Source organism: Billgrantia sp. Q4P2, assembly GCF_052806135.1.
In genome coordinates this window covers 1-18,131 of record NZ_JBRBAI010000009.1, presented here as the reverse complement: position 1 = coordinate 18,131, position 18,131 = coordinate 1, and the positions used below count along the sequence as shown (strand labels likewise).

Genomic DNA, 18,131 nt, shown 5'->3' with positions numbered 1-18,131 from the left:
CCATGCGCCCTGTTCCACCCTGATGACGCTATAGAGACGATAGGAGTCAGTCTTGCGGCGACCACTGCTCGTCCGGCCCATGGGCCAGGAAGCTCGGCCGACGGCGCCGTGCGGCAAAGGGCTCGACACAGGCGTTGTCGCGCCGGTTGTAGACGAAGAAAACGTTACTGCGCGGATCCGGCGACATGTTGGCGTTGGAGCCGTGCAGGGTATTGCAATCGAACAGCAGCAGTCCGCCTGCCGCCCCTTTGGGCGCCTCGATGCCATGGCGCCCGACCAGTTCACGCAGCGCCTCGCGCCCCGGCACGCCAAACTCCTGACGCTTCAGCGACTGGCGATGGTGATCGTCCGGCGTCTCGCCCAGGCACGGCACGAACACCTTGTGCGAGCCGGGGATCAGCATCAGCGGGCCATTGAATTCGTGGTTGTCGGTCAGCACGATCGAGGCGCTGACGGCGTGCATCGCCGGCATGCCGTCCTCGGCGTGCCAGGTCTCGAAGTCGGAGTGCCAGCTGAAGCCCTTGCCCTCGAAGCCCGGCTTGTAGTTGATGCGCGACTGATGCACATAGGCGTCGCCGCCGAGGATCTGGCGCACCCGGCCCACCAGGCGCTCGTCGCGTGCCAGGCTGGCAAAGCGCTGGGAGAGGAAGTGCACCGCGAACAGTGAGCGGATCTCCTGGCTGTCGGGCTCGGTGATGCTGAAATCGCGACCGCGGAAGTCATCGCGGCTGAGCAGAGCGTTCAGCTCCCGACGCAGTTCGTCGAGCTCTTCACCGCTGATGAAGCCAGGCTCGAACAGGAAGCCCTTACGCTCGAACTCGTCGAGCTGCGTCTGAGTCAGCGGCCCTTCCTCGGCGCTGCCACGTATGACGCCTTCCTGGCGCTCGAGCCAGAGGGTATCGAGCGGCTTGGCCAAGCGGGTGGGATAGGCATCGCGAACACGGTCAAGCGCGCTGTCGACCTGTGAAGTCAGGGTTTCGCTACCGGCGTAGTCGGTTGCCTGTTTCAGCTTACGGTTGGACGAAGTGTGCACTGTCATCCAATCACCTCCTGTGTATCCGTGATCAGTTTCAGTCCCAACTCGTGCAACGGCGTGCAGCCGTGGTGGGAGGCCTCCAGAGAGACCTTGCAACGTTGATGTGGTGGCGAGGCGTTGCGCTTTCAAGAGAAACAAAAAAACCGCCTTCAAGGGCGGTTTCTAACACTGCAAGCTGTTGATATCCCGAATGGTGCCGGCACCAGGAGTCGAACCCGGGACCTACTGATTACAAGTCAGTTGCTCTACCAACTGAGCTATGCCGGCTCGGGACCGATCCAAACGAGCTGCAGAATCGGAAAGAGATGTTGGCGTGGCTGGGGTACCAGGATTCGAACCTGGGAATGCCGATACCAAAAACCGGTGCCTTACCACTTGGCGATACCCCAGCAGTGTGGTGGCCAGAGACGGAATCGAACCGCCGACACGGGGATTTTCAATCCCCTGCTCTACCGACTGAGCTATCTGGCCGCTGCCAACGGTGCGTATTAAACAAGATCGTATCCGCAGCGTCAAGCCTTTCGTTTCATGCAGATGCCGCGGCCCAGCCGGTGTCGTTCGGGCTAGCGCTCAGGCGGCACGTAGCCCTCGGCCTGGTCGGTTTCGCGATTGTCGAGGAAGCGCTCCATCTGCTCGTTGAGGTAGGCCCGCGCCTCGGGATCGAGCATGTTGAGGTGTTTCTCGTTGATCAGCCGGGTCTGCAGCGCCTGCCATTCCTCCCAGGCGCGCTTCGACACGCTGGCCTGGATGTCCTGGCCCTTTTTTCCCGGCAACGGCGGGAACGGCAGCGCCTCGAGTTCCTGCTGGTACTTGCGACAGAAAACGGTCTGGCTCATGGCGTACTCCTCTGGGGTAGATGGCCGGGCGCTCAAGGCCCTTCCGGTGCGGCCAGGGTGAACGGCGTGAGCGAGGCCAGCAACGATTTGACCGGCGCCGCCAGGCCGATGCGCCTGGGATGGCCTGGATCGTACCAGCATCGTGCCTCGCCTACCGAATCCAGCCCGTCGATCCGTGCCGGCTGCGGTGTGATCTCGAGCCTGAAATGGCTGAAGGTATGGCTGAAGGCCGGCCAGCTTGGCTGGAGTGCCGCTGCAGGGGCATGCACATCGAGCCAGGCGCGCAGTGCTGCCAGGTCGTCGAACTGAGGCAGGCCCCATAGCCCGCCCCACAGCCCGCTGGCCGGGCGCTGTTCGAGCAGCACGCGTCCTTGGCCGTCCTGCAGTACCAGCATCAGCGTGGTGCGCGTCGGCAGCGCCTTCTTGGGCTTGGATTCGGGAAAGCGGCGCTCCTCACCACGGGCGTGGGCCACGCAGACATCGGCGAATGGACAGCGGCTGCACTCGGGCGTGCCGCGCCGACACAGGGTGGCGCCGAGGTCCATCATCGCCTGGGTATGGTCGGCCACCCTTGCCTCGGGCGTGTAGTGCTCCGCCAGCGCCCACAGCCTGCGTTCAACCGCCGGCCGCCCCGGCCAGCCCTCCACAGCGTGCAGCCGCGACAGGCTGCGCTTGACGTTGCCATCGAGAATCACCGCACGCCGCCCAGTACTCTGGGCGATGATCGCCCCGGCGGTGGAGCGGCCGATGCCGGGCAGCTCCGCCAGCGACTCGAGGCTTGCTACCGGCAGCTCGCCGCCATGCTCGGCCATCACCCGCTGTGCCGCCTTGTGCAGGTTGCGCCCACGGGCGTAATAGCCGAGCCCGGTCCACAGGTGCAGCACCTCGTCCTGAGAGGCCGCCGCCAGCTCGGCGAGGGTCGGGAAGCGCGCCATGAAGCGCTCAAAATAGGGGATCACGGTCGCCACCTGGGTCTGCTGCAGCATGATCTCCGAAACCCATACCCGATAGGGTGTGCGCTCGTTCTGCCAGGGCAGGTCGTGGCGCCCCTCACGATCGAACCAATCCAGCAGGCGGCGCTGGAACACGACGGCGTCAAGCACCGGCGCAGGCATTTCGCTCATGAACCACCTTCACGCAGACGTGACGAAAAAAAAGCGCCGACTGGAAGTCGGCGCAGAGACTGGCTTTCTGGGTATTCAATTCAACAGACCACGCAGGGTATCGCGAAGTTCCCGACCGGCCCCTTCGCCCAGGCGCTCTTCGAGCTGCTCGAGCGGACGCTCCAGACGCCGCTCCAGCTCGTCGCCGGCACGGCGGGAGACTTCGTCGCGCAGCAGCTCGGCCAGGGTCGTCTGGAAGGCGTCGCGGTCGAAGCGGCACCATTCGCCGCTGTCGCCGGAGAGTTCCCCATTGCAGCGCACCGGCAGCGGCACGCGCTCCAGGCGCGGGTTGACCGGACAGGCGGCATCGGCGCCGTCGACGAAGCGGGCAGCGGCACGCAGGTCGAAGCGTTCGCTGCCCAGGTCCAGCTCACCGGTGCCGCCCAGCTCGATGCCGGGGATGAGGACCAGAATGTCTTCGCTGCGGACTACGCCATCGGTGATGCGCAGACTCGCTTCGGCACGCTCGAAACGCGTATCGGCGCTCCAGTCTCGGGTCGTCTCGCGTCCCTCGATCATGGCCGCCAACGAACACAGCTCCTGCGATACGTTGACCTCGAGTATGGCCCCCTCATCGATGCGCCCCTGCAGGCGCCCGTTGAGATTGCGCTTGAGCGCAGGCCAGCTGTTGGCACGCGTTTCGAGTTCGCCATCAAGCGTGAGCCGGCCACGCAGCGGTGCCGGGCCATTGTCTTCACCCAGCGCCTTGAGCAGCGGCTCCAGGCGCACCCGTGAAAGATTGGGGCGCAGCTGCCAGCGAATCGGCTCGCGAGCCAGGTCAAGCGCTCCACTGGCGCTCAGCTCGCCGTCGTAGAAGACCGAGCTGAAGCGCTCGAGACGCTGCTGACCGTCCCCGCCGGACATGGCCAGCCCCACCTCGGTGAAGTCGAGCCCAGACAGGCGCAGCTGTGCCAGGTCGAGCGTTCCGTTCAAGTCCAGTTGGGCCAGCCACTCAGCGGGCACCAGCTCAGCCGTGTCGTCGGCATGGGCCTTGCCAATGCCCAGGAGACTACGCCGGGCGGCACTCTGGTCGACGGGCTCGGCCGGAGGCAGGTAGCTGTCCAGATTGAGACGATCGCCCTGCAGCTCGAAGTCAAGCAACTGGCCGTCGAAGCCGGCGATCAGCTTGCCGGTGAAGGTGCTGCCATCCAGCACCATGGTCAGGCCCGCCAGCTCGAGGCGCTCCAGATTGCCTCGCACCGGGCTGGTCAGGGCCACGTCGGAGAGCGCCTGGGGGCCCGCCATCTGGGGCATCTTGCCCAGGCGTGAGAGCCATGGCCGCAGCGAGAAGGGCGCCAAGCTGATCTGGCCGCTATAGGTTGGCGCTTGATCCAGGCTGGCGAGGTTGAGATGCCCGCTCAGGCGCAGCTCATCGGGCCCTGTCAGCTGCAGGTCACGCAGCTGCGCCGTGCTCTCGGCCAGGTCGGCATCCAACGCCATGGCCAGCACCAGGGGCACGGGGCTCTCTCCCAGATCGGGGTGCTGCAGCCCGGCCTCGAGCCGGCCTTCCTGCAGCTGCAGGCGCTGCTGCGACAGGTCCAGGATGAGCTGCTGCCCACTCAGGTCTATCTGCTGGCTGCCCTCGATACCCGCCAGCGAGCTCGCGGTACTGAGTTTCAGCGCCTCCAGCACATAGCGACGCTCGGCAAGGGCCAGCCGCATCCGGCCCTCGAGAGAAATATCGCTCGCCAGTGCCGGGCTACGCTCCAGCTCCCGCCAGTCGAGGGAGGGGTAGGACCTCAATTGGAAGGAGGACCTGAACGGAAAGGCGCGTTGGGGATTGACGTTGGTGCCGGAAAGATTGATTTCCTCGACCAGCCACTCCGTTCCCGCCGCCAGGTCGCGGTATCTCGCTGCCCCATTGCGCACCTGGACGCTGGCAATATTGAGCGCCACGGCAAGGTTGCTACCTTCCAGGCTGGGCCCAGCGCTAGCCGGTGCCAGCGCCGATTCGGCCCCTTCACGACGCTCATCGAGGCGCTGCATCAGGGTCTCCCAGTTGCCACGCCCCTGCTCGTCACGCACCAGGCGCAGTTGCATGCCCTCCAGCGTCAGCCCCTCGATGGCAATCTCGCCGCGCAGAAGCGGGGCGAAAGCGAGGCTGACCTCCGCCTGGGAAAAGGCGAGGAAGGGCTGGTCGTCGACACTCTGCTCCGGCAGGCGGCCTTCGGCTTGCTCCACGCTCACGCCCAGGCGTGGGTAGAACGACCAGGAAAGCGGTCCATCCAGGGTCAGCTCCAACCCACTCTGCTCACGCACCACCTCGACCAGGCGTGGCTTGAAGTCCTCCGGGTCGAGAAAGGTCGTGACATAGACCACGGCTGCCACCACCACGACACCGAGCACCCCGATGGCGGCCAGCAGCATTTGCAACAATCGCTTCATGGTTTACCGCCTCCTTGCAGCGGTGGAGCTAATACGAAATAGTCGCCAGTGATATCCAGGCGATATCCCAGGCGCGCCAGCAGCATTTGGTCGGCGACCGGTAGCTGCGAGGAGAGGGTGCGCAGCTCACGGCCCCCGGTGCGGGCCGCATCGCTCACCAACCCCAGCAACCGCGAACCGACACCACGCCGCCGGGTGGCCTTGCGCACGCACAGCTCCGACAGCCACCAGGCCTGTTCATCGGCCTTCACTGCCACCGCCCCGAGCAGGCGCTCGTTGAAGCGCGCGCAGCCGAAGAAGTGACCGGCCTCGAGGTGCTCTTGAAGGAAGGCAGCCACGGGCACTCCCATGCGCTCGGCCGGCGCGTCGGCATAGATCCGCTGCAGGTCGTGCTGCACCTGCGGGTCCGACGCCCATACAGCCTGGTCTACGAGGTGAAGCGTTACCGGCATGACGGTCTCCCTGGGCCGCGGCTGGGTCGCCGCCGCTATGATGGCCGCATTGTAGCGGATGGGGGGGGCGATTCTCTATAATGGACGGTCCACATGACGGCAAGCGCAGCGGCTTGCCCGCCCGGAAGCCACCTGCGGTCATGCCGGGCCCACACCATGCGACGCGCACCAGCGCCAGAGAGAGTCCGACATGTCCGAGCGAATCGCCACGGTAACCCGTAACACCAAGGAGACCCAGATCACGGCCACCGTGAACCTCGATGGCGAAGGCCGGCTGAACTGTGAAACCGGCGTCCCCTTCCTCGACCACATGCTGGATCAGGTGGCACGCCATGGCCTGATCGACCTGGACATCAAGGCGGTGGGCGACCTGCATATCGACGACCATCACACCGTCGAGGACCTCGGCATCACCCTTGGCCAGGCCTTCGATCAGGCTATCGGCGACAAGCGAGGCATCCATCGCTATGGCCACGCCTATGTGCCGCTGGACGAAGCCCTGTCGCGAGTCGTGATCGACTTCTCCGGTCGCCCCGGGCTGTTCATGAACGTCGAGTTCACCCGCGCCACCATCGGCCGTCTCGATACCCAGCTGTTCTGGGAGTTCTTCCAGGGCTTCGTCAACCACGCACGGGTCACGCTGCACATCGACAACCTGAAGGGCTTCAATGCCCACCATCAGGCGGAAACCATCTTCAAGGCTTTCGGCCGTGCCCTGCGCATGGCCGTGGAGTCCGACCCACGCATGGCCGGCCAGATGCCGTCCACCAAGGGCTGCCTGTAGCGCAGACGACCGAACCTGAGAGGAGCCGTCATGACCATTGCCGTCATCGACTACGGAATGGGCAATCTGCACTCGGTTGCCAAGGCGCTGGAGCACGTGACCCACGAGCACGTGGTCATCACTCGTGATCCACGCCGCATCCAGGGTGCCACCCGCCTGGTGCTGCCCGGCCAGGGGGCGATCCGCGACTGTATGGGCGAACTCGAGAAGACCGAGCTGCGAGGGCTGGTGCAAGAGCTGCTGGCCAGGCAGAGCAAGCCGCTGCTGGGCATCTGTGTCGGCCAGCAGATGCTGCTCGATCACAGCGAGGAGAACGGCGGCATTGCCTGCCTGGGCTTCCTCCCCGGCGAGGTAAAGCACTTCCCGACCGACATGCGCGATGCCAACGGGCAGCGCCTCAAGGTGCCGCACATGGGCTGGAATCTGCTGCATCAGCATCACGACCACCCGCTGTGGAGCGGCATCGATCAGGACGAGCACTTCTATTTCGTACACAGCTATTACGCCGAGGCCAGTGACGACGCCACGGTGTTCGGCACCACCGAGTATGGCCGGGTCAACGCCCACGTAGCCATCGGGCGCGATGCCACCTTCGCCGTGCAGTTCCACCCGGAGAAGAGTTCCCGGGCCGGACTCAAGCTGCTGGAAAACTTCGTCAACTGGGCGCCCTGAGACGCCATCAGCGAGGCGCACCCAGCCGCGCCCTGCCGCCCGAGCCACGATCAACCCGGTGCCATGCGCGCACCCGAGAGGACACGACATGCTGGTAATTCCTGCCATTGATCTCAAGGACGGCAAGTGCGTCCGCCTCAAGCAGGGGCGGATGGACGATGCCACCACCTACGGCGACGATCCGGTGGCCATGGCCGCGCGCTGGGTCGAGGCCGGCGCCCGGCGCCTGCACCTGGTCGACCTCAATGGCGCCTTCGAGGGCAAGCCGATCAACGGCGAGGCGGTGACTGCCATCGCCCGGCGTTGGCCTGAGCTGCCCATCCAGATCGGTGGCGGCATTCGCAGCGCCGAGACCATCGAGCACTATCTCGCGGCCGGCGTCTCCTACGTGATCATCGGTACCAAGGCGGTCAAGGAGCCCGACTTCGTCGGCGAGATGTGCCGCGCCTTTCCCGGCCATGTGATCGTCGGCCTCGATGCCCGCGACGGCTTCGTCGCCACCGACGGCTGGGCCGAGGTCTCCACGGTGAAGGCCACCGAGCTTGCCAAACGCTTCGCCGACGACGGGGTTTCCAGCATCGTCTATACCGACATCGCCCGTGACGGCATGATGAATGGCGTCAACGTCGAGGCCACGGCTCAGCTTGCCCGCGAGGGCGGCCTGCCGGTGATTGCCTCGGGCGGGGTGACCAATCTCGACGACCTGCGCGCCCTCGTGGCAGCGAGCGAACCGGGCATACTCGGTGCCATCACCGGCCGGGCTATCTACGAGGGCAGCCTCGACGTGGCCGAAGGCCAGAAGCTGTGCGACGACCTGACTGCAGGGCTCGACCGAGCCGGGAGCTGAATCATGGGACTGACCAAGCGCATTATCCCCTGTCTCGATGTCGACGCCGGCCGGGTGGTCAAGGGCGTCAATTTCATCGGTATCCGCGATGCCGGCGACCCGGTCGAGATCGCCCAGCGCTACAACCTGCAGGGCGCCGACGAGATCACCTTCCTCGACATCACCGCCAGCCATGAGGATCGTGACACCACGGTGGAGATGGTCGAGCGCATCGCCGGCGAGGTGTTCATACCGCTGACCGTGGGCGGCGGCATCCGCACCTGCGACGATATCCGCACCATGCTCAATGCCGGCGCCGACAAGGTCTCGATCAATACCGCTGCGGTCACCAACCCCGACTTCGTACGTGAAGCCGCCGAGCGCTTCGGCAGCCAGTGCATCGTGGTGGCCATCGACGCCAAACGCGTCTCAGCGGAAGGCGAAGCACCGCGCTGGGAGATCTTTACCCATGGCGGACGGCGCCCTACCGGGCTGGACGCGGTCGAATGGGCGAAGAAAATGGTGGAATACGGTGCCGGTGAGCTGCTGCTGACCAGCATGGATCGCGACGGCACCAAGGCCGGCTTCGACCTGGGCGTGACCCGCGCGATCAGCGACGCCGTGACAGTGCCGGTTATCGCCTCCGGCGGCGTCGGCAATCTCGATCACCTGGTCGATGGCGTACTCGAGGGCGGCGCCGATGCGGTGCTCGCCGCCAGTATCTTCCACTTCGGCGAATACACCATCCCCGAGGCCAAGCGCTACATGGCCGCGCGTGGCATCGAGATGCGCCTTTGATAAGGCGCCAAGGAGAGTGAACTTGCAGGTCTCAAGGAAGAACAAGCACCGCCGGAGCATCGCTGGCTTCGTCCTGGTCCTGCTGGCATCGCCAGCGTCCCAGGCCGACCAGCACTCGGCCTGGCCGCCGGCATTCGAAATTGATCACGTGCTGCTGCAGACCAGTCTCTACACGCGCCATTTCGACCCCGAACCCGAGCACAACGATCGACAGGACCTGATCAGCCTCGAGCTGCACAACCCGCAGCGCTGGCTGGTCGGCGGCGCCCGCTTCCTGAACTCCTTCGACCAGGAGGCCCTCTATCTCTATGCCGGGCGCGAATTCCCTTTCTGGGAGCCGAGAGAGAACGTCACCGTGCGCGCCAAGCTGACGGCAGGCCTGCTGCACGGCTATCGTGGCGAGTATCAGGACAATATTCCCTTCAACCGCTATGGTACGGCGCCGGCCGCCCTCCCCAGCGTGGGCCTGCAATGGGGGCGCTTCGAGACCGACCTGATCGTCTTCGGCGCCGCCGGGGCCATGATCATCGGCGGCATCCGCTTCTAGACGCCGGCCGTATATGGCCTAATCGGCCTCGAGCCCGAGGTTGCTCACTCCATCGTTGCGCCCCAACAATCGCAATGCCTTGAGTGCATCGCGGTCGAGTGAGCTTTCCACGGCTTCGAGTACCGTGTCCTGAAAGTCGTTCTCATCCGCCATGAGAGGATGCTCGCGTAGCAGCTTTGCCAGCTTGCCTGCGTCCTCCTCGCCCTCGGCCAGCTCAATGAAGGCGCGCACGCCCCCCTTGGAGATACGGCTGACCTCGAGCACCGCATCGGGGGATTCGCCGCGCAACGTATCGAGCAGCGACGTCAAGGCGACCACAACTTCCACGGCACGGCGGGCACCGAAGCTGTCGTCGTCGGCCGGCGGCTCGAGCTCGGCGAGCTTCTCGGCCTGGCGCTCGAAGTCGATGCGCGCCTCGCGCACGGCAAGCTGCTCCCACACCAGATCGAGGATCGCCTTCACCCCCGCCGGGTTTCCAGCTCCCGTCATCTGCGCATAAAGCACATAGTTGGGTAACAGCCGTTCGCACAGCGCCGCCATGAAGGCCTGCTGATGCCGCGGCGAAAGGGTCTGAAGCCGCTGGTGGAAGCCCCCTGCTGGCTGGCTCATGGATACTCCTAATGAATTGACGGTCAGATGAAAGGAATGGGAAGCCGCCGGCTCATGGCCACAGCGCCTCAGGCGCCACCCGGCCCCGCGCATCGAAGAGCACGCCCTCGGCAACCAGCCGTTGACGCTGCTCGATGGCGCCGGGATGATCGGCCACTCGTCGCGAGGCTGTGATCACACGAAACCACGGCAGGCCATGGTCGTCGGGCAGCTCGCGCAGCGCCCGGGCAACCAGGCGAGGCGTACCTCCCTCGGTCATGGTGGCGATGCGGCCGTAGGTGGTCACCCGCCCCGGCGGTATCGCGGCCAGGATGGTCAGGATCTGTTCTCGCAGTGCCGGTTTCATGTACGCTGCCGCTCCCCTGCTTCGTGTTACCCCTGAATGGCGAGGTTTCCATGCACCTGCACCTTCTTCAACACAGCCCGCTTCACGGCCCGGGGCGCATCGCCGACTGGCTGACCAGCATGGGACACAGCCATACCGTCTTCCATCTCCACGCGGGTGAAATGCCTCCCAGCCTGGCCGATGGCGATGCACTGATCCTGCTCGATGGCCCCATGGATATCCTCGACGACGAACGCTACCCCTGGCTCAAGCGCGAGCGCAAGCTGATTGCCAAGGCGCTGGACGGCAGCAAGCCTCTGCTCGGCATCGGCATGGGCGCCCGGATGATCGCCGCCGAGCTGGGCGCCACGGTGGGCCGTGGCACCTTCGCCGAGGTCGGCTGGCACGAGGTGACTCTGGCCCCGGAGAGCCCCTTCGATCTGCCGGAGCGCTTCACCGCCTTCATGTGGCATCGCGATGTCTTCGCCCTGCCCGACGATGCCCTGCCGTTGGGCGGAAGCCCCGTCAGCCCCGTACAGGGCTTCGCCTGGGATGCCGGACGAGCGCTGGGGTTGCTGTGCCATCTCGAGGTCACACGAGCCGGCGTAAACGAGTTGCTGGCCAGTAGCGAAAGGCCCGAAGGGAGCGAGGCCAGCCCCCATGCCCAACCCGCCGAGAGTATCCTGGCCGACGCCAGGCACTTCGACCGCCTGGCGCCGCTGCTCGACCGCCTGCTCAGCCAGTGGATACGCAGCGCTCCGGCATGAGAGCCTCAAGCCAGCTGAGGCTGCCCGGCGGGCTGCCGCGCAGCCTCCGTCGACCACTCCCGGGCCGCCGCCAGGCAGCTGTCCCAGTCACCAACGTGCAGGAAGCGTCCCGGGTCGCGCTTTTCCAGCTGGTAGCGGTACATGGGGTCGTAGTATTCGGTAAGCAGCGGTGCCAACCACGCCTCGTGGGCCTGGAGATTGCCGCGTTCGTGCTCGCGGAAGGCGAGCTGCTGCAGCCGTTGGAGCCGCGCCAGGCGCGCATGGCCCAGGCGCTTCTTCAGCCTCACCAGCGCGCTCGAGAGCTGCTTGCGCATCAGTGTCCAGCCCAGCCATTCGCCGAACTGCTGGCGATAGATCGCCCACAGGTCGTCGATGTAATCCTTGTGGATCTGGGCCAGACGCCAATCGAGGGGCATCTCCACCCGTACCCGAGGAGCTCGCTCCATCGCCCGCCAAAAGACGAGGGGCACGTTGGCCGCACCGATATGACGCGACTCATCTTCCACCACCAGCGGGCCGGAAAGCTCCAGCAGGCCAAGCCCCATGGCATGCTCGAAGTCGATCTGGCTCGGCGCGGGCAGCGGATGCCTGCCGAAGGCCGAGCCCTTGTGCCGGGCGCAACCCTCTAGATCCAGGCCATTGGGCAGCGCCTGGATCAGTGCCGTCTTGGCGCAGCCGGTAAGCCCGCCAACCACCAGCAGTGGCTGTTCGGCCGCTGCGTCGATGCGCTGACACAGCGCCTGGCGCATTGCCTTCCAGCCACCGCGGATGCGCGGCCGCGCGACACCGCTCTCGGCCAGCCATTGCTGGGCGATCTGCGATCGTAGCCCACCGCGATAGCAGTAGATCACGGCATCGGGGCGTGCCTCGACCATGCGACGCCAGGCATCGATGCGCGATGTCCTGATGCCGCCACTGACCAGTCGCTGGCCCAGCTCGATCGCAGCCTGCTGCCCGTGCTGTTTGTATTCGATACCTACCAGACGGCGCTCCTCATCGTCCATCAGCGGCAGGTTGACTGCCCCGGGCAGGCTGCCCTGGGCGAATTCGACCGGCGCACGCACGTCGATCAGCGGCCGCCCCTGGCGCAGCAGGGAAAGATCGGGCTCGACCAAGGGTAGGTTCACCCGCGCACCTCGATCAGGGCCTGCCCCCCGGCCTTGACCACCTCGCCGAACGGCGCCAGCTCGATGCCGTGCTCACGACCGATGCGCTCGACATCGTCTTGCCAGGAGGGGTGCACCGAGAGCAGCAAGCCACCGGAAGTCTGCGGGTCGCACAGCCACTGCCAATGCGGCTCGTCCATGTCCTTGAGCGTCGCCCCCAGGGCATTGCGGTTGCGATGAGTGCCACCGGGCACCGCACCGCGACGGCGATAGGCTTCGGCCTCGGCCAACCGCGGCAGGCGGCGGAAGTCGATGCGTGCGGCCACTCCGCTGGCCTGGCACACCTCGGTGAGGTGGCCCGCCAGACCGAAGCCGGTCACGTCGGTCATGGCGTGAACGCCCTTTACCCTGGCCAGCGCCATGCCAATCTGGTTTGGCTTCAGCATGGTCTCGCGGGCCAGGTTCTGGTGGCCCGATTCGAGCAGGCCCTGCTTCTCGGCAGTCGTCAGGAAACCGACGCCCAGTGGCTTGGTCAGGAACAGCAGGTCACCCACTTGGGCGCCCTTGTTGAGCTTCAAGTGCTCGAGGTCGATCAGGCCATTGACCGCCAGGCCGAAGATCGGCTCCGGTGAGTCGATGGAGTGCCCGCCGGCCAGCGCCAGGCCCAGCTCACGGCACACGCCCTGGGCGCCCGCGACCACGTCGCCTGCAATTTCAGGCCCCAGCTTGTCCAGCGGCCAACCGAGAATACCCAGTGCCAGCACCGGCCTGCCGCCCATGGCGTAGACGTCGCTGATGGCATTGGTGGCGGCGATGCGGCCAAAATCGAAGGGATCATCGACGATGGGCATGAAGAAGTCGGTAGTGGCGATCATGCCGCGACCGTCACCCAGGTCATACACGGCCGCATCCTCACGGCCCTGATTGCCCACGATCAGGCGCGAATGGGTTGCCCCCGGCCCGGCCTTGGCCAGGATGCCGTCGAGTACGTCAGGGGCAATCTTGCAGCCGCAGCCGGCGCCGTGGCTATATTGGGTCAGGCGAATCGCGCTCATCTCGTTCTCCTTGGCAGTTCACTCGTCATTCTACCGCAGCAGGGCGCCCTTGCCTCACAGCGCCTCGAGGGCATCGGCCAGCTTGTCCACGGCGACGACCTCCATGCCGTCCGGGGCACGCTTCGGCGCATTGGCCCGCGGCACGATGGCCCGGGTGAAACCGTGCTTGGCCGCCTCGACGATACGCTCCTGGCCGCTGGGCACGGGACGGATCTCGCCGGAAAGCCCCACCTCGCCGAAAGCCACCAGCTCGCGCGGCATAGAGCGGTTCTGCAGGCTCGACACCACGGCGAGCAGCACGGCCAGGTCGGCACTGGTCTCGAGCACCTTGACCCCACCGACCACGTTGAGGAACACATCCTGGTCGCCGGTGAACAGCCCGCCATGGCGGTGCAGCACCGCCAACAGCATGGCCAGGCGGTTCTGGTCGAGGCCCACCGCCACCCGCCGCGGGTTGCCCAGCGCCGACTCGTCGAGCAGCGCCTGAACCTCCACCAGCAGCGGGCGCGTCCCCTCCCATACCACCATCACCAGGCTGCCCGACGCCTGCTCCTCGCTGCGAGAAAGGAAAATGGCGCTGGGATTCTTCACCTCCTTCAAGCCGTGCTCGAGCATGGCGAACACGCCGAGTTCATTGACCGCGCCAAAACGGTTCTTCTGGCCGCGCAGGGTACGAAAGCGCGAGTCGGCACCGCCCTCGAGCAGCAGCGAGGCATCGATCATGTGCTCCAGGACCTTGGGGCCGGCCAAAGTGCCGTCCTTGGTCACATGGCCCACCAGCAGCAGCACGGTGTTGGACTGTTTGGCAAAGCGCGTCAGCACCGCGGCGGACTCACGCACCTGAGCCACACCGCCGGGGGCCGAGGCGATGTCCTCCAGATGCATGGTCTGGATCGAATCGATGACCAGTATCTCGGGGCGTTCGCGCTCGGCTACCGCCAATATCGTCTCGACGCTGGTCTCGGCCAGCATTTTGAGCCCTTGGGTGGGCAGCTGCAGACGATGCGCCCGCATCGCCACTTGAGAGAGCGACTCCTCGCCGGTGACGTACAGCACCTTGCGCGCCTGAGCCAGCTTGCAGGCGGTCTGCAGCAGCAGGGTCGACTTGCCGGCACCGGGATGCCCCCCGAGCAGCACCGCCGAGCCCGGCACCAGGCCGCCGCCCAGTACGCGGTCGAACTCACCGAAGGTGGAGGAGAGCCGCGGCACCTCGGTGAGATCGACGCTGCCCAGGTCCACGACCTCCTTCGACAGGTTACCCGCATAGCCGGAGCGCCCGGCACCGCTCGAGGCAGCAGCCCCTGGGCGAGGCGCGCTCAGCCGTACTTCGCTGAGGGTGTTCCATTCCAGGCAGCTCGAACACTGCCCCTGCCATTTGCGATACTCCGCCCCGCATTCGGTGCAGACGAAGGCACTCTTCGCTTTGGCCATGCTGGCCTCTCTCCGGCTTCAGTTCGGCCCATTCTAACAGGCCAGCCAAACGCGCGAAGGCGGCCCGCAGGCCGCCTTCGCTACTGTTGGAACCAGACGTTACTGGCGCTGCAGCTGCAGGGCTTCGTTGTTCTGGAAGCGCCGACGCTGAGGGTCGATCAGCTCCAGGGTCCGGTCGTCGACACGCAGGAAGTAGTAGATCTGCCCTTCGCCATCCGGCGTCAGCTCGTACACGGTGGCATCGGGATCGACTGCCGTGCCACTGAGTACTTCCCAGTTACCGGCATACTCCTCATCGGGTGGATCCTGAGGGTGATCCCGATAGCTGGCTCGCAGGTCGAAGGTCCGCTCCTCGAGCGCTGCCTGCTCGTCACCGCGCAGGTTCACGCTCAGATCGATACCCGCACAGTTGCGGCAGGGCAGAGTACCTTGGTAAACGACTTCGGCATCGTCCATGGCCATGTCGGCACGATCATCAGCCGGGCCGGCCGCACAGCCGGCCAGGAAAGCCAGCATGGCCGAACCAGCCAGCAGGGTCCTTACTTGCATTTGCTCACTCCTAACTATGGGTTTGTCGCCATGTACTATCCATCAGCATATATCACAGCATAACCCCTTAGCGCCTCGGCAGACAGCCTGTCTCTGCCCGACCCGCCTCTTCAGGCGGCCCCCGGATATACGTGGATGAAAACCAGGGCCAGCACGATGGGCATCACGACCAGGCTGCCCAGATTGCCGATCAGCACCAGGGAGGCAACCTTGTGGGGCTCCTGACGATACTGCTCGGCCACCAGATAGTTGAGCACGGCCGGTGGGAGCGCGGCAAATACCCACAGCGCCGCCGCCTGCAGCCCCGTCAGCTCCAGCCACAGGATCATCGGCGCGGCCAGGACGAGCCCCGACAACGGACACAGCAGGGCGCCGAGCAGTCCGGTTCTCCAGCCGCCGAAATCGATGTCGAGCATGCGCACCCCGAGAGCGAACAGCATCAGCGGGATGCACACCCCACCCAGCATGTGCAGTGCCTCGAGCAGCCACCCGGGCAGCGGCACACCGCCCAAGTTGACGCCCAGCCCCGCCAGGCTGGCCAGCACGATCGGCATCCTCAGCAAGCGCCACAGCGGTGTGTGCGGGCTAAGCATATAAAGACCTACCGAGAAGTGCAGCAGCATCTCGACGATGAACACCACCACCGCAGCTGGTAACGCTGCCTCACCGAAGGCGAGCACCAGTAGAGGGATGCCCATGTTGCCGGAGTTGTTGAACATCATCGGCGGCAGGAAAGTCTTGGGCTCAAGCTTGAGCAGCCTGACCAGCGGCCACAGCACCAGGCCCGAGCCCAGCACCACGACGGCGGCCCCCAGCGCCAGGCCCGCATACTCCGCCAGCGGGGCTTGTCGGTCCGCCAGCACCGCGAACACCAACATGGGTACGAAAATCTCCATGTTGAGAGTGTTCAGGCTGCGTATGTCCGGGGTACGAAAACGGCCGTAGAGGGTGCCGCAACCAGCAATCAGGAATACCGGCAGCAGCGTGGCAATGATCTGGGCGGTCATGTACGGGTTCCAGCATCCACGCGAAAGCGCCTAGGCTAGCACGCTACCGGCTTGCGCGGTCAGGCCGCACCGGTCAACATGGCCTAAAGTTCTGTCCCAATGAGAAACGAGCCCCCATGAGCCAGTTCTGGAGCCCCACGATACGCGAGCTGACGCCCTATGTTCCGGGAGAGCAGCCGCGTGAAAAGCTTATCAAGCTGAATACCAACGAGAACCCCTATCCCCCGGCACCCGGCGTCGAGACGGCGTTGCGCGAGTACCCGGTCGACCACTTGCGCCTCTATCCCGATCCGCAGTCCCTGGCTTTGCGCCAGGCACTTGCCCGGGAGTTCGGCGTCGAGGTGGAGCAGGTCTTCGTCGGCAACGGCTCCGATGAGGTGCTGGCACTGGCCTTCCAAGCCTTCTTCTGCCACGACCGAGCGCTCGAAATGCCGGATATCACCTACAGCTTCTATCCGGTCTACTGCAAGCTATACGGCATCGAGCGGCGCGCTCTGCCGCTGGACCAGCACTGGCGGGTCGATCTCGATGCCTTTACCACCGACAGCGCCGGTGCGATCTTCGCCAACCCCAATGCGCCCACGGCACATGGGCATTCGTGCGAAGCCATAGCTGGCCTGCTAGCTCGACTGACGAACCAGGTCGTGCTGGTCGACGAAGCCTACGTCGACTTCGGCGGCGAAAGCGTCGTACCGCTGATCGAGCGCTTCCCCAATCTGCTGGTGACCGGCACCTTCTCGAAATCGCGCAGCCTGGCTGGCCTGCGCCTGGGCTACGCCATCGGCTCACGCGAGTTGATCGAAGGGCTCGAGCGGGTCAAGGATTCCTTCAACTCCTACCCCATCGACAGCCTGGCCAGTGCGCTCGCCATCGCCTCACTGGCGGATCGGGAACATTTCGATGCCTGCCGGGAGCGCGTCATTACCACCCGCGAACGGACCGTGCGGCGTCTCACGGAGCTCGGCTTCGAGGTACTGCCCTCCCAGGCCAACTTCGTCCTGGCCCGTCACCACCAGCACGACGCGGCCCAGCTCTTCGTCGGCCTGCGCGAACGAGGCATCCTGGTGCGCCACTTCAATACCGAGGCACTGCGTGACTTTCTGCGCATCTCGATCGGCACAGACGATGAGATGGACAGCCTGGTCGAAGCCTTCGAGCTACTTTGCCGTTGAGTCACCCCGAGGGCGCCATGCGGCGCCCCTATCTCTCCGGAGACTCACGCCATGAGCACGTCATCCCTTCCCCTTTCAGGCCTCCACCACGTCGCCCTGATCACTGCCGACTATCGCCGGGCCAAACGCTTCTATCTCGATGTGCTGGGCGCCGAGGTCCTCAAAGAGACCTACCGTGCCGAGCGTGACAGCCACAAGCTGGACCTGAGGCTGCCCGGCGGTATCCAGCTCGAACTCTTCTCCTTTCCTTCGCCCCCGGCACGTCCGAGTTATCCTGAAGCCTGCGGGCTTCGTCACCTCGCCCTGGCAACACCAGACCTGGATGGCTGTGTGAGGATGCTCGAAGCGCGCGGCGTCCAACCCGAGCGCATCCGAATCGACGCCATCACCGGCGCCCGCTTCACCTTCCTCAGCGATCCCGACGGCACCCCCATCGAGCTTTACGAAGTGAACTGACCGGCAAAGAAAAACCCCGAGCGCTATCGCACTCGAGGTTGCTTAAACGACGAAACCCAGCCTCTTTCGAAGCTGGGTTTCTGAAGAAGTGCCTGACGATGACCTACTCTCGCATGGGGAGGCCCCACACTACCATCGGCGCTGAGCGGTTTCAC

The 18,131-nt window shown here is 65.3% G+C and carries 20 protein-coding genes and 3 tRNA genes; 8 read left to right on the top strand and 15 right to left on the bottom strand.

Annotated elements, in window-relative coordinates; genetic code table 11:
• Positions 1–46: 46 nt before the first annotated feature.
• The 8 genes from thpD to ACUY1T_RS15705 form a co-directional block, all read right to left on the bottom strand.
• The gene (gene thpD, locus ACUY1T_RS15740) at positions 47–1,039 is read right to left on the bottom strand and encodes an ectoine hydroxylase (RefSeq protein WP_446024383.1); all 993 of its coding nucleotides are present in this window, start codon (positions 1,037–1,039) and stop codon (positions 47–49) included.
• Between the two features lie 188 nt (positions 1,040–1,227).
• Positions 1,228–1,303, bottom strand: a tRNA-Thr gene (locus ACUY1T_RS15735).
• A 47-nt stretch (positions 1,304–1,350) separates the two neighbouring features.
• Positions 1,351–1,425, bottom strand: a tRNA-Gln gene (locus tag ACUY1T_RS15730).
• Between the two features lie 6 nt (positions 1,426–1,431).
• Positions 1,432–1,507: transfer RNA gene (locus ACUY1T_RS15725), tRNA-Phe, on the bottom strand.
• Positions 1,508–1,599: 92 nt separating this feature from the next.
• The gene (locus ACUY1T_RS15720; RefSeq protein WP_411797210.1) at positions 1,600–1,872 is read right to left on the bottom strand and encodes an oxidative damage protection protein; all 273 of its coding nucleotides are present in this window, start codon (positions 1,870–1,872) and stop codon (positions 1,600–1,602) included.
• A 32-nt stretch (positions 1,873–1,904) separates the two neighbouring features.
• A complete protein-coding gene (gene mutY / locus ACUY1T_RS15715) occupies positions 1,905–2,996 on the bottom strand; it encodes an A/G-specific adenine glycosylase (protein ID WP_446024380.1) in 1,092 nt (363 codons plus the stop codon).
• A 75-nt stretch (positions 2,997–3,071) separates the two neighbouring features.
• Entirely contained in the window at positions 3,072–5,420 is a 2,349-nt protein-coding gene (locus tag ACUY1T_RS15710; RefSeq protein ID WP_446024378.1) for an AsmA family protein, read from the bottom strand.
• A complete protein-coding gene (locus tag ACUY1T_RS15705) occupies positions 5,417–5,872 on the bottom strand; it encodes an acetyl-CoA sensor PanZ family protein (protein WP_446024376.1) in 456 nt (151 codons plus the stop codon). The genes ACUY1T_RS15710 and ACUY1T_RS15705 overlap by 4 nt, the downstream gene beginning before the upstream one ends.
• Before the next feature lie 190 nt (positions 5,873–6,062).
• Between ACUY1T_RS15705 and hisB the strand changes: the two genes are divergently transcribed.
• From hisB to ACUY1T_RS15680, 5 genes are all read left to right on the top strand, one after another.
• Positions 6,063–6,656 carry an imidazoleglycerol-phosphate dehydratase HisB gene (gene hisB, locus ACUY1T_RS15700; protein ID WP_446024374.1) on the top strand — a complete coding sequence of 198 codons (594 nt, stop codon included), beginning with the start codon at positions 6,063–6,065 and terminating at the stop codon, positions 6,654–6,656.
• Between the two features lie 30 nt (positions 6,657–6,686).
• Positions 6,687–7,328, top strand: a complete 642-nt coding sequence (gene hisH, locus ACUY1T_RS15695; RefSeq protein ID WP_446024372.1) for an imidazole glycerol phosphate synthase subunit HisH — start codon at positions 6,687–6,689, stop codon at positions 7,326–7,328.
• Positions 7,329–7,416: 88 nt separating this feature from the next.
• Positions 7,417–8,175, top strand: coding sequence for a 1-(5-phosphoribosyl)-5-[(5-phosphoribosylamino)methylideneamino]imidazole-4-carboxamide isomerase (hisA, locus tag ACUY1T_RS15690; protein ID WP_446024370.1), 759 nt, complete (start codon positions 7,417–7,419; stop codon positions 8,173–8,175).
• Between the two features lie 3 nt (positions 8,176–8,178).
• Complete coding sequence (gene hisF, locus ACUY1T_RS15685; RefSeq protein ID WP_446024368.1) at positions 8,179–8,952, top strand: imidazole glycerol phosphate synthase subunit HisF; 774 nt, start codon at positions 8,179–8,181, stop codon at positions 8,950–8,952.
• 22 nt (positions 8,953–8,974) lie between these two features.
• Complete coding sequence (locus tag ACUY1T_RS15680) at positions 8,975–9,499, top strand: hypothetical protein (protein WP_446024366.1); 525 nt, start codon at positions 8,975–8,977, stop codon at positions 9,497–9,499.
• Between the two features lie 18 nt (positions 9,500–9,517).
• Here the strand turns inward: ACUY1T_RS15680 and ACUY1T_RS15675 are convergent, their stop codons facing one another.
• Together ACUY1T_RS15675 and ACUY1T_RS15670 are read right to left on the bottom strand one after the other, a co-directional pair.
• On the bottom strand, positions 9,518–10,108 hold the full coding sequence (locus ACUY1T_RS15675) for a YjaG family protein (RefSeq protein WP_446024364.1): 591 nt from the start codon (positions 10,106–10,108) through the stop codon (positions 9,518–9,520).
• A gap of 52 nt (positions 10,109–10,160) precedes the next feature.
• A complete protein-coding gene (locus tag ACUY1T_RS15670; protein ID WP_446024362.1) occupies positions 10,161–10,454 on the bottom strand; it encodes an MGMT family protein in 294 nt (97 codons plus the stop codon).
• 50 nt (positions 10,455–10,504) lie between these two features.
• Here ACUY1T_RS15670 and ACUY1T_RS15665 point away from each other — a divergent pair, with 50 nt between their 5' ends.
• On the top strand, positions 10,505–11,200 hold the full coding sequence (locus ACUY1T_RS15665; protein ID WP_446024360.1) for a type 1 glutamine amidotransferase: 696 nt from the start codon (positions 10,505–10,507) through the stop codon (positions 11,198–11,200).
• Between the two features lie 5 nt (positions 11,201–11,205).
• Here ACUY1T_RS15665 and mnmH read toward each other — a convergent pair whose 3' ends face one another.
• From mnmH to ACUY1T_RS15640, 5 genes are all read right to left on the bottom strand, one after another.
• The gene (gene mnmH, locus ACUY1T_RS15660; RefSeq protein ID WP_446024358.1) at positions 11,206–12,327 is read right to left on the bottom strand and encodes a tRNA 2-selenouridine(34) synthase MnmH; all 1,122 of its coding nucleotides are present in this window, start codon (positions 12,325–12,327) and stop codon (positions 11,206–11,208) included.
• Positions 12,324–13,361, bottom strand: coding sequence for a selenide, water dikinase SelD (selD, locus tag ACUY1T_RS15655; protein ID WP_446024356.1), 1,038 nt, complete (start codon positions 13,359–13,361; stop codon positions 12,324–12,326). Before selD ends, mnmH begins: the two co-directional genes overlap by 4 nt.
• Positions 13,362–13,415: 54 nt before the next feature.
• On the bottom strand, positions 13,416–14,792 hold the full coding sequence (radA, locus tag ACUY1T_RS15650) for a DNA repair protein RadA (protein WP_446024354.1): 1,377 nt from the start codon (positions 14,790–14,792) through the stop codon (positions 13,416–13,418).
• A gap of 99 nt (positions 14,793–14,891) precedes the next feature.
• Complete coding sequence (locus tag ACUY1T_RS15645) at positions 14,892–15,341, bottom strand: copper resistance protein NlpE N-terminal domain-containing protein (RefSeq protein ID WP_446024352.1); 450 nt, start codon at positions 15,339–15,341, stop codon at positions 14,892–14,894.
• Positions 15,342–15,451: 110 nt separating this feature from the next.
• Complete coding sequence (locus ACUY1T_RS15640) at positions 15,452–16,348, bottom strand: AEC family transporter (RefSeq protein ID WP_446024350.1); 897 nt, start codon at positions 16,346–16,348, stop codon at positions 15,452–15,454.
• Positions 16,349–16,464: 116 nt separating this feature from the next.
• Here ACUY1T_RS15640 and hisC point away from each other — a divergent pair, with 116 nt between their 5' ends.
• Complete coding sequence (hisC, locus tag ACUY1T_RS15635; RefSeq protein ID WP_446024348.1) at positions 16,465–17,520, top strand: histidinol-phosphate transaminase; 1,056 nt, start codon at positions 16,465–16,467, stop codon at positions 17,518–17,520.
• A gap of 51 nt (positions 17,521–17,571) precedes the next feature.
• Positions 17,572–17,976, top strand: a complete 405-nt coding sequence (gloA2, locus tag ACUY1T_RS15630) for an SMU1112c/YaeR family gloxylase I-like metalloprotein (RefSeq protein ID WP_446024346.1) — start codon at positions 17,572–17,574, stop codon at positions 17,974–17,976.
• The last annotated feature ends 155 nt before the right edge of the window (positions 17,977–18,131 follow it).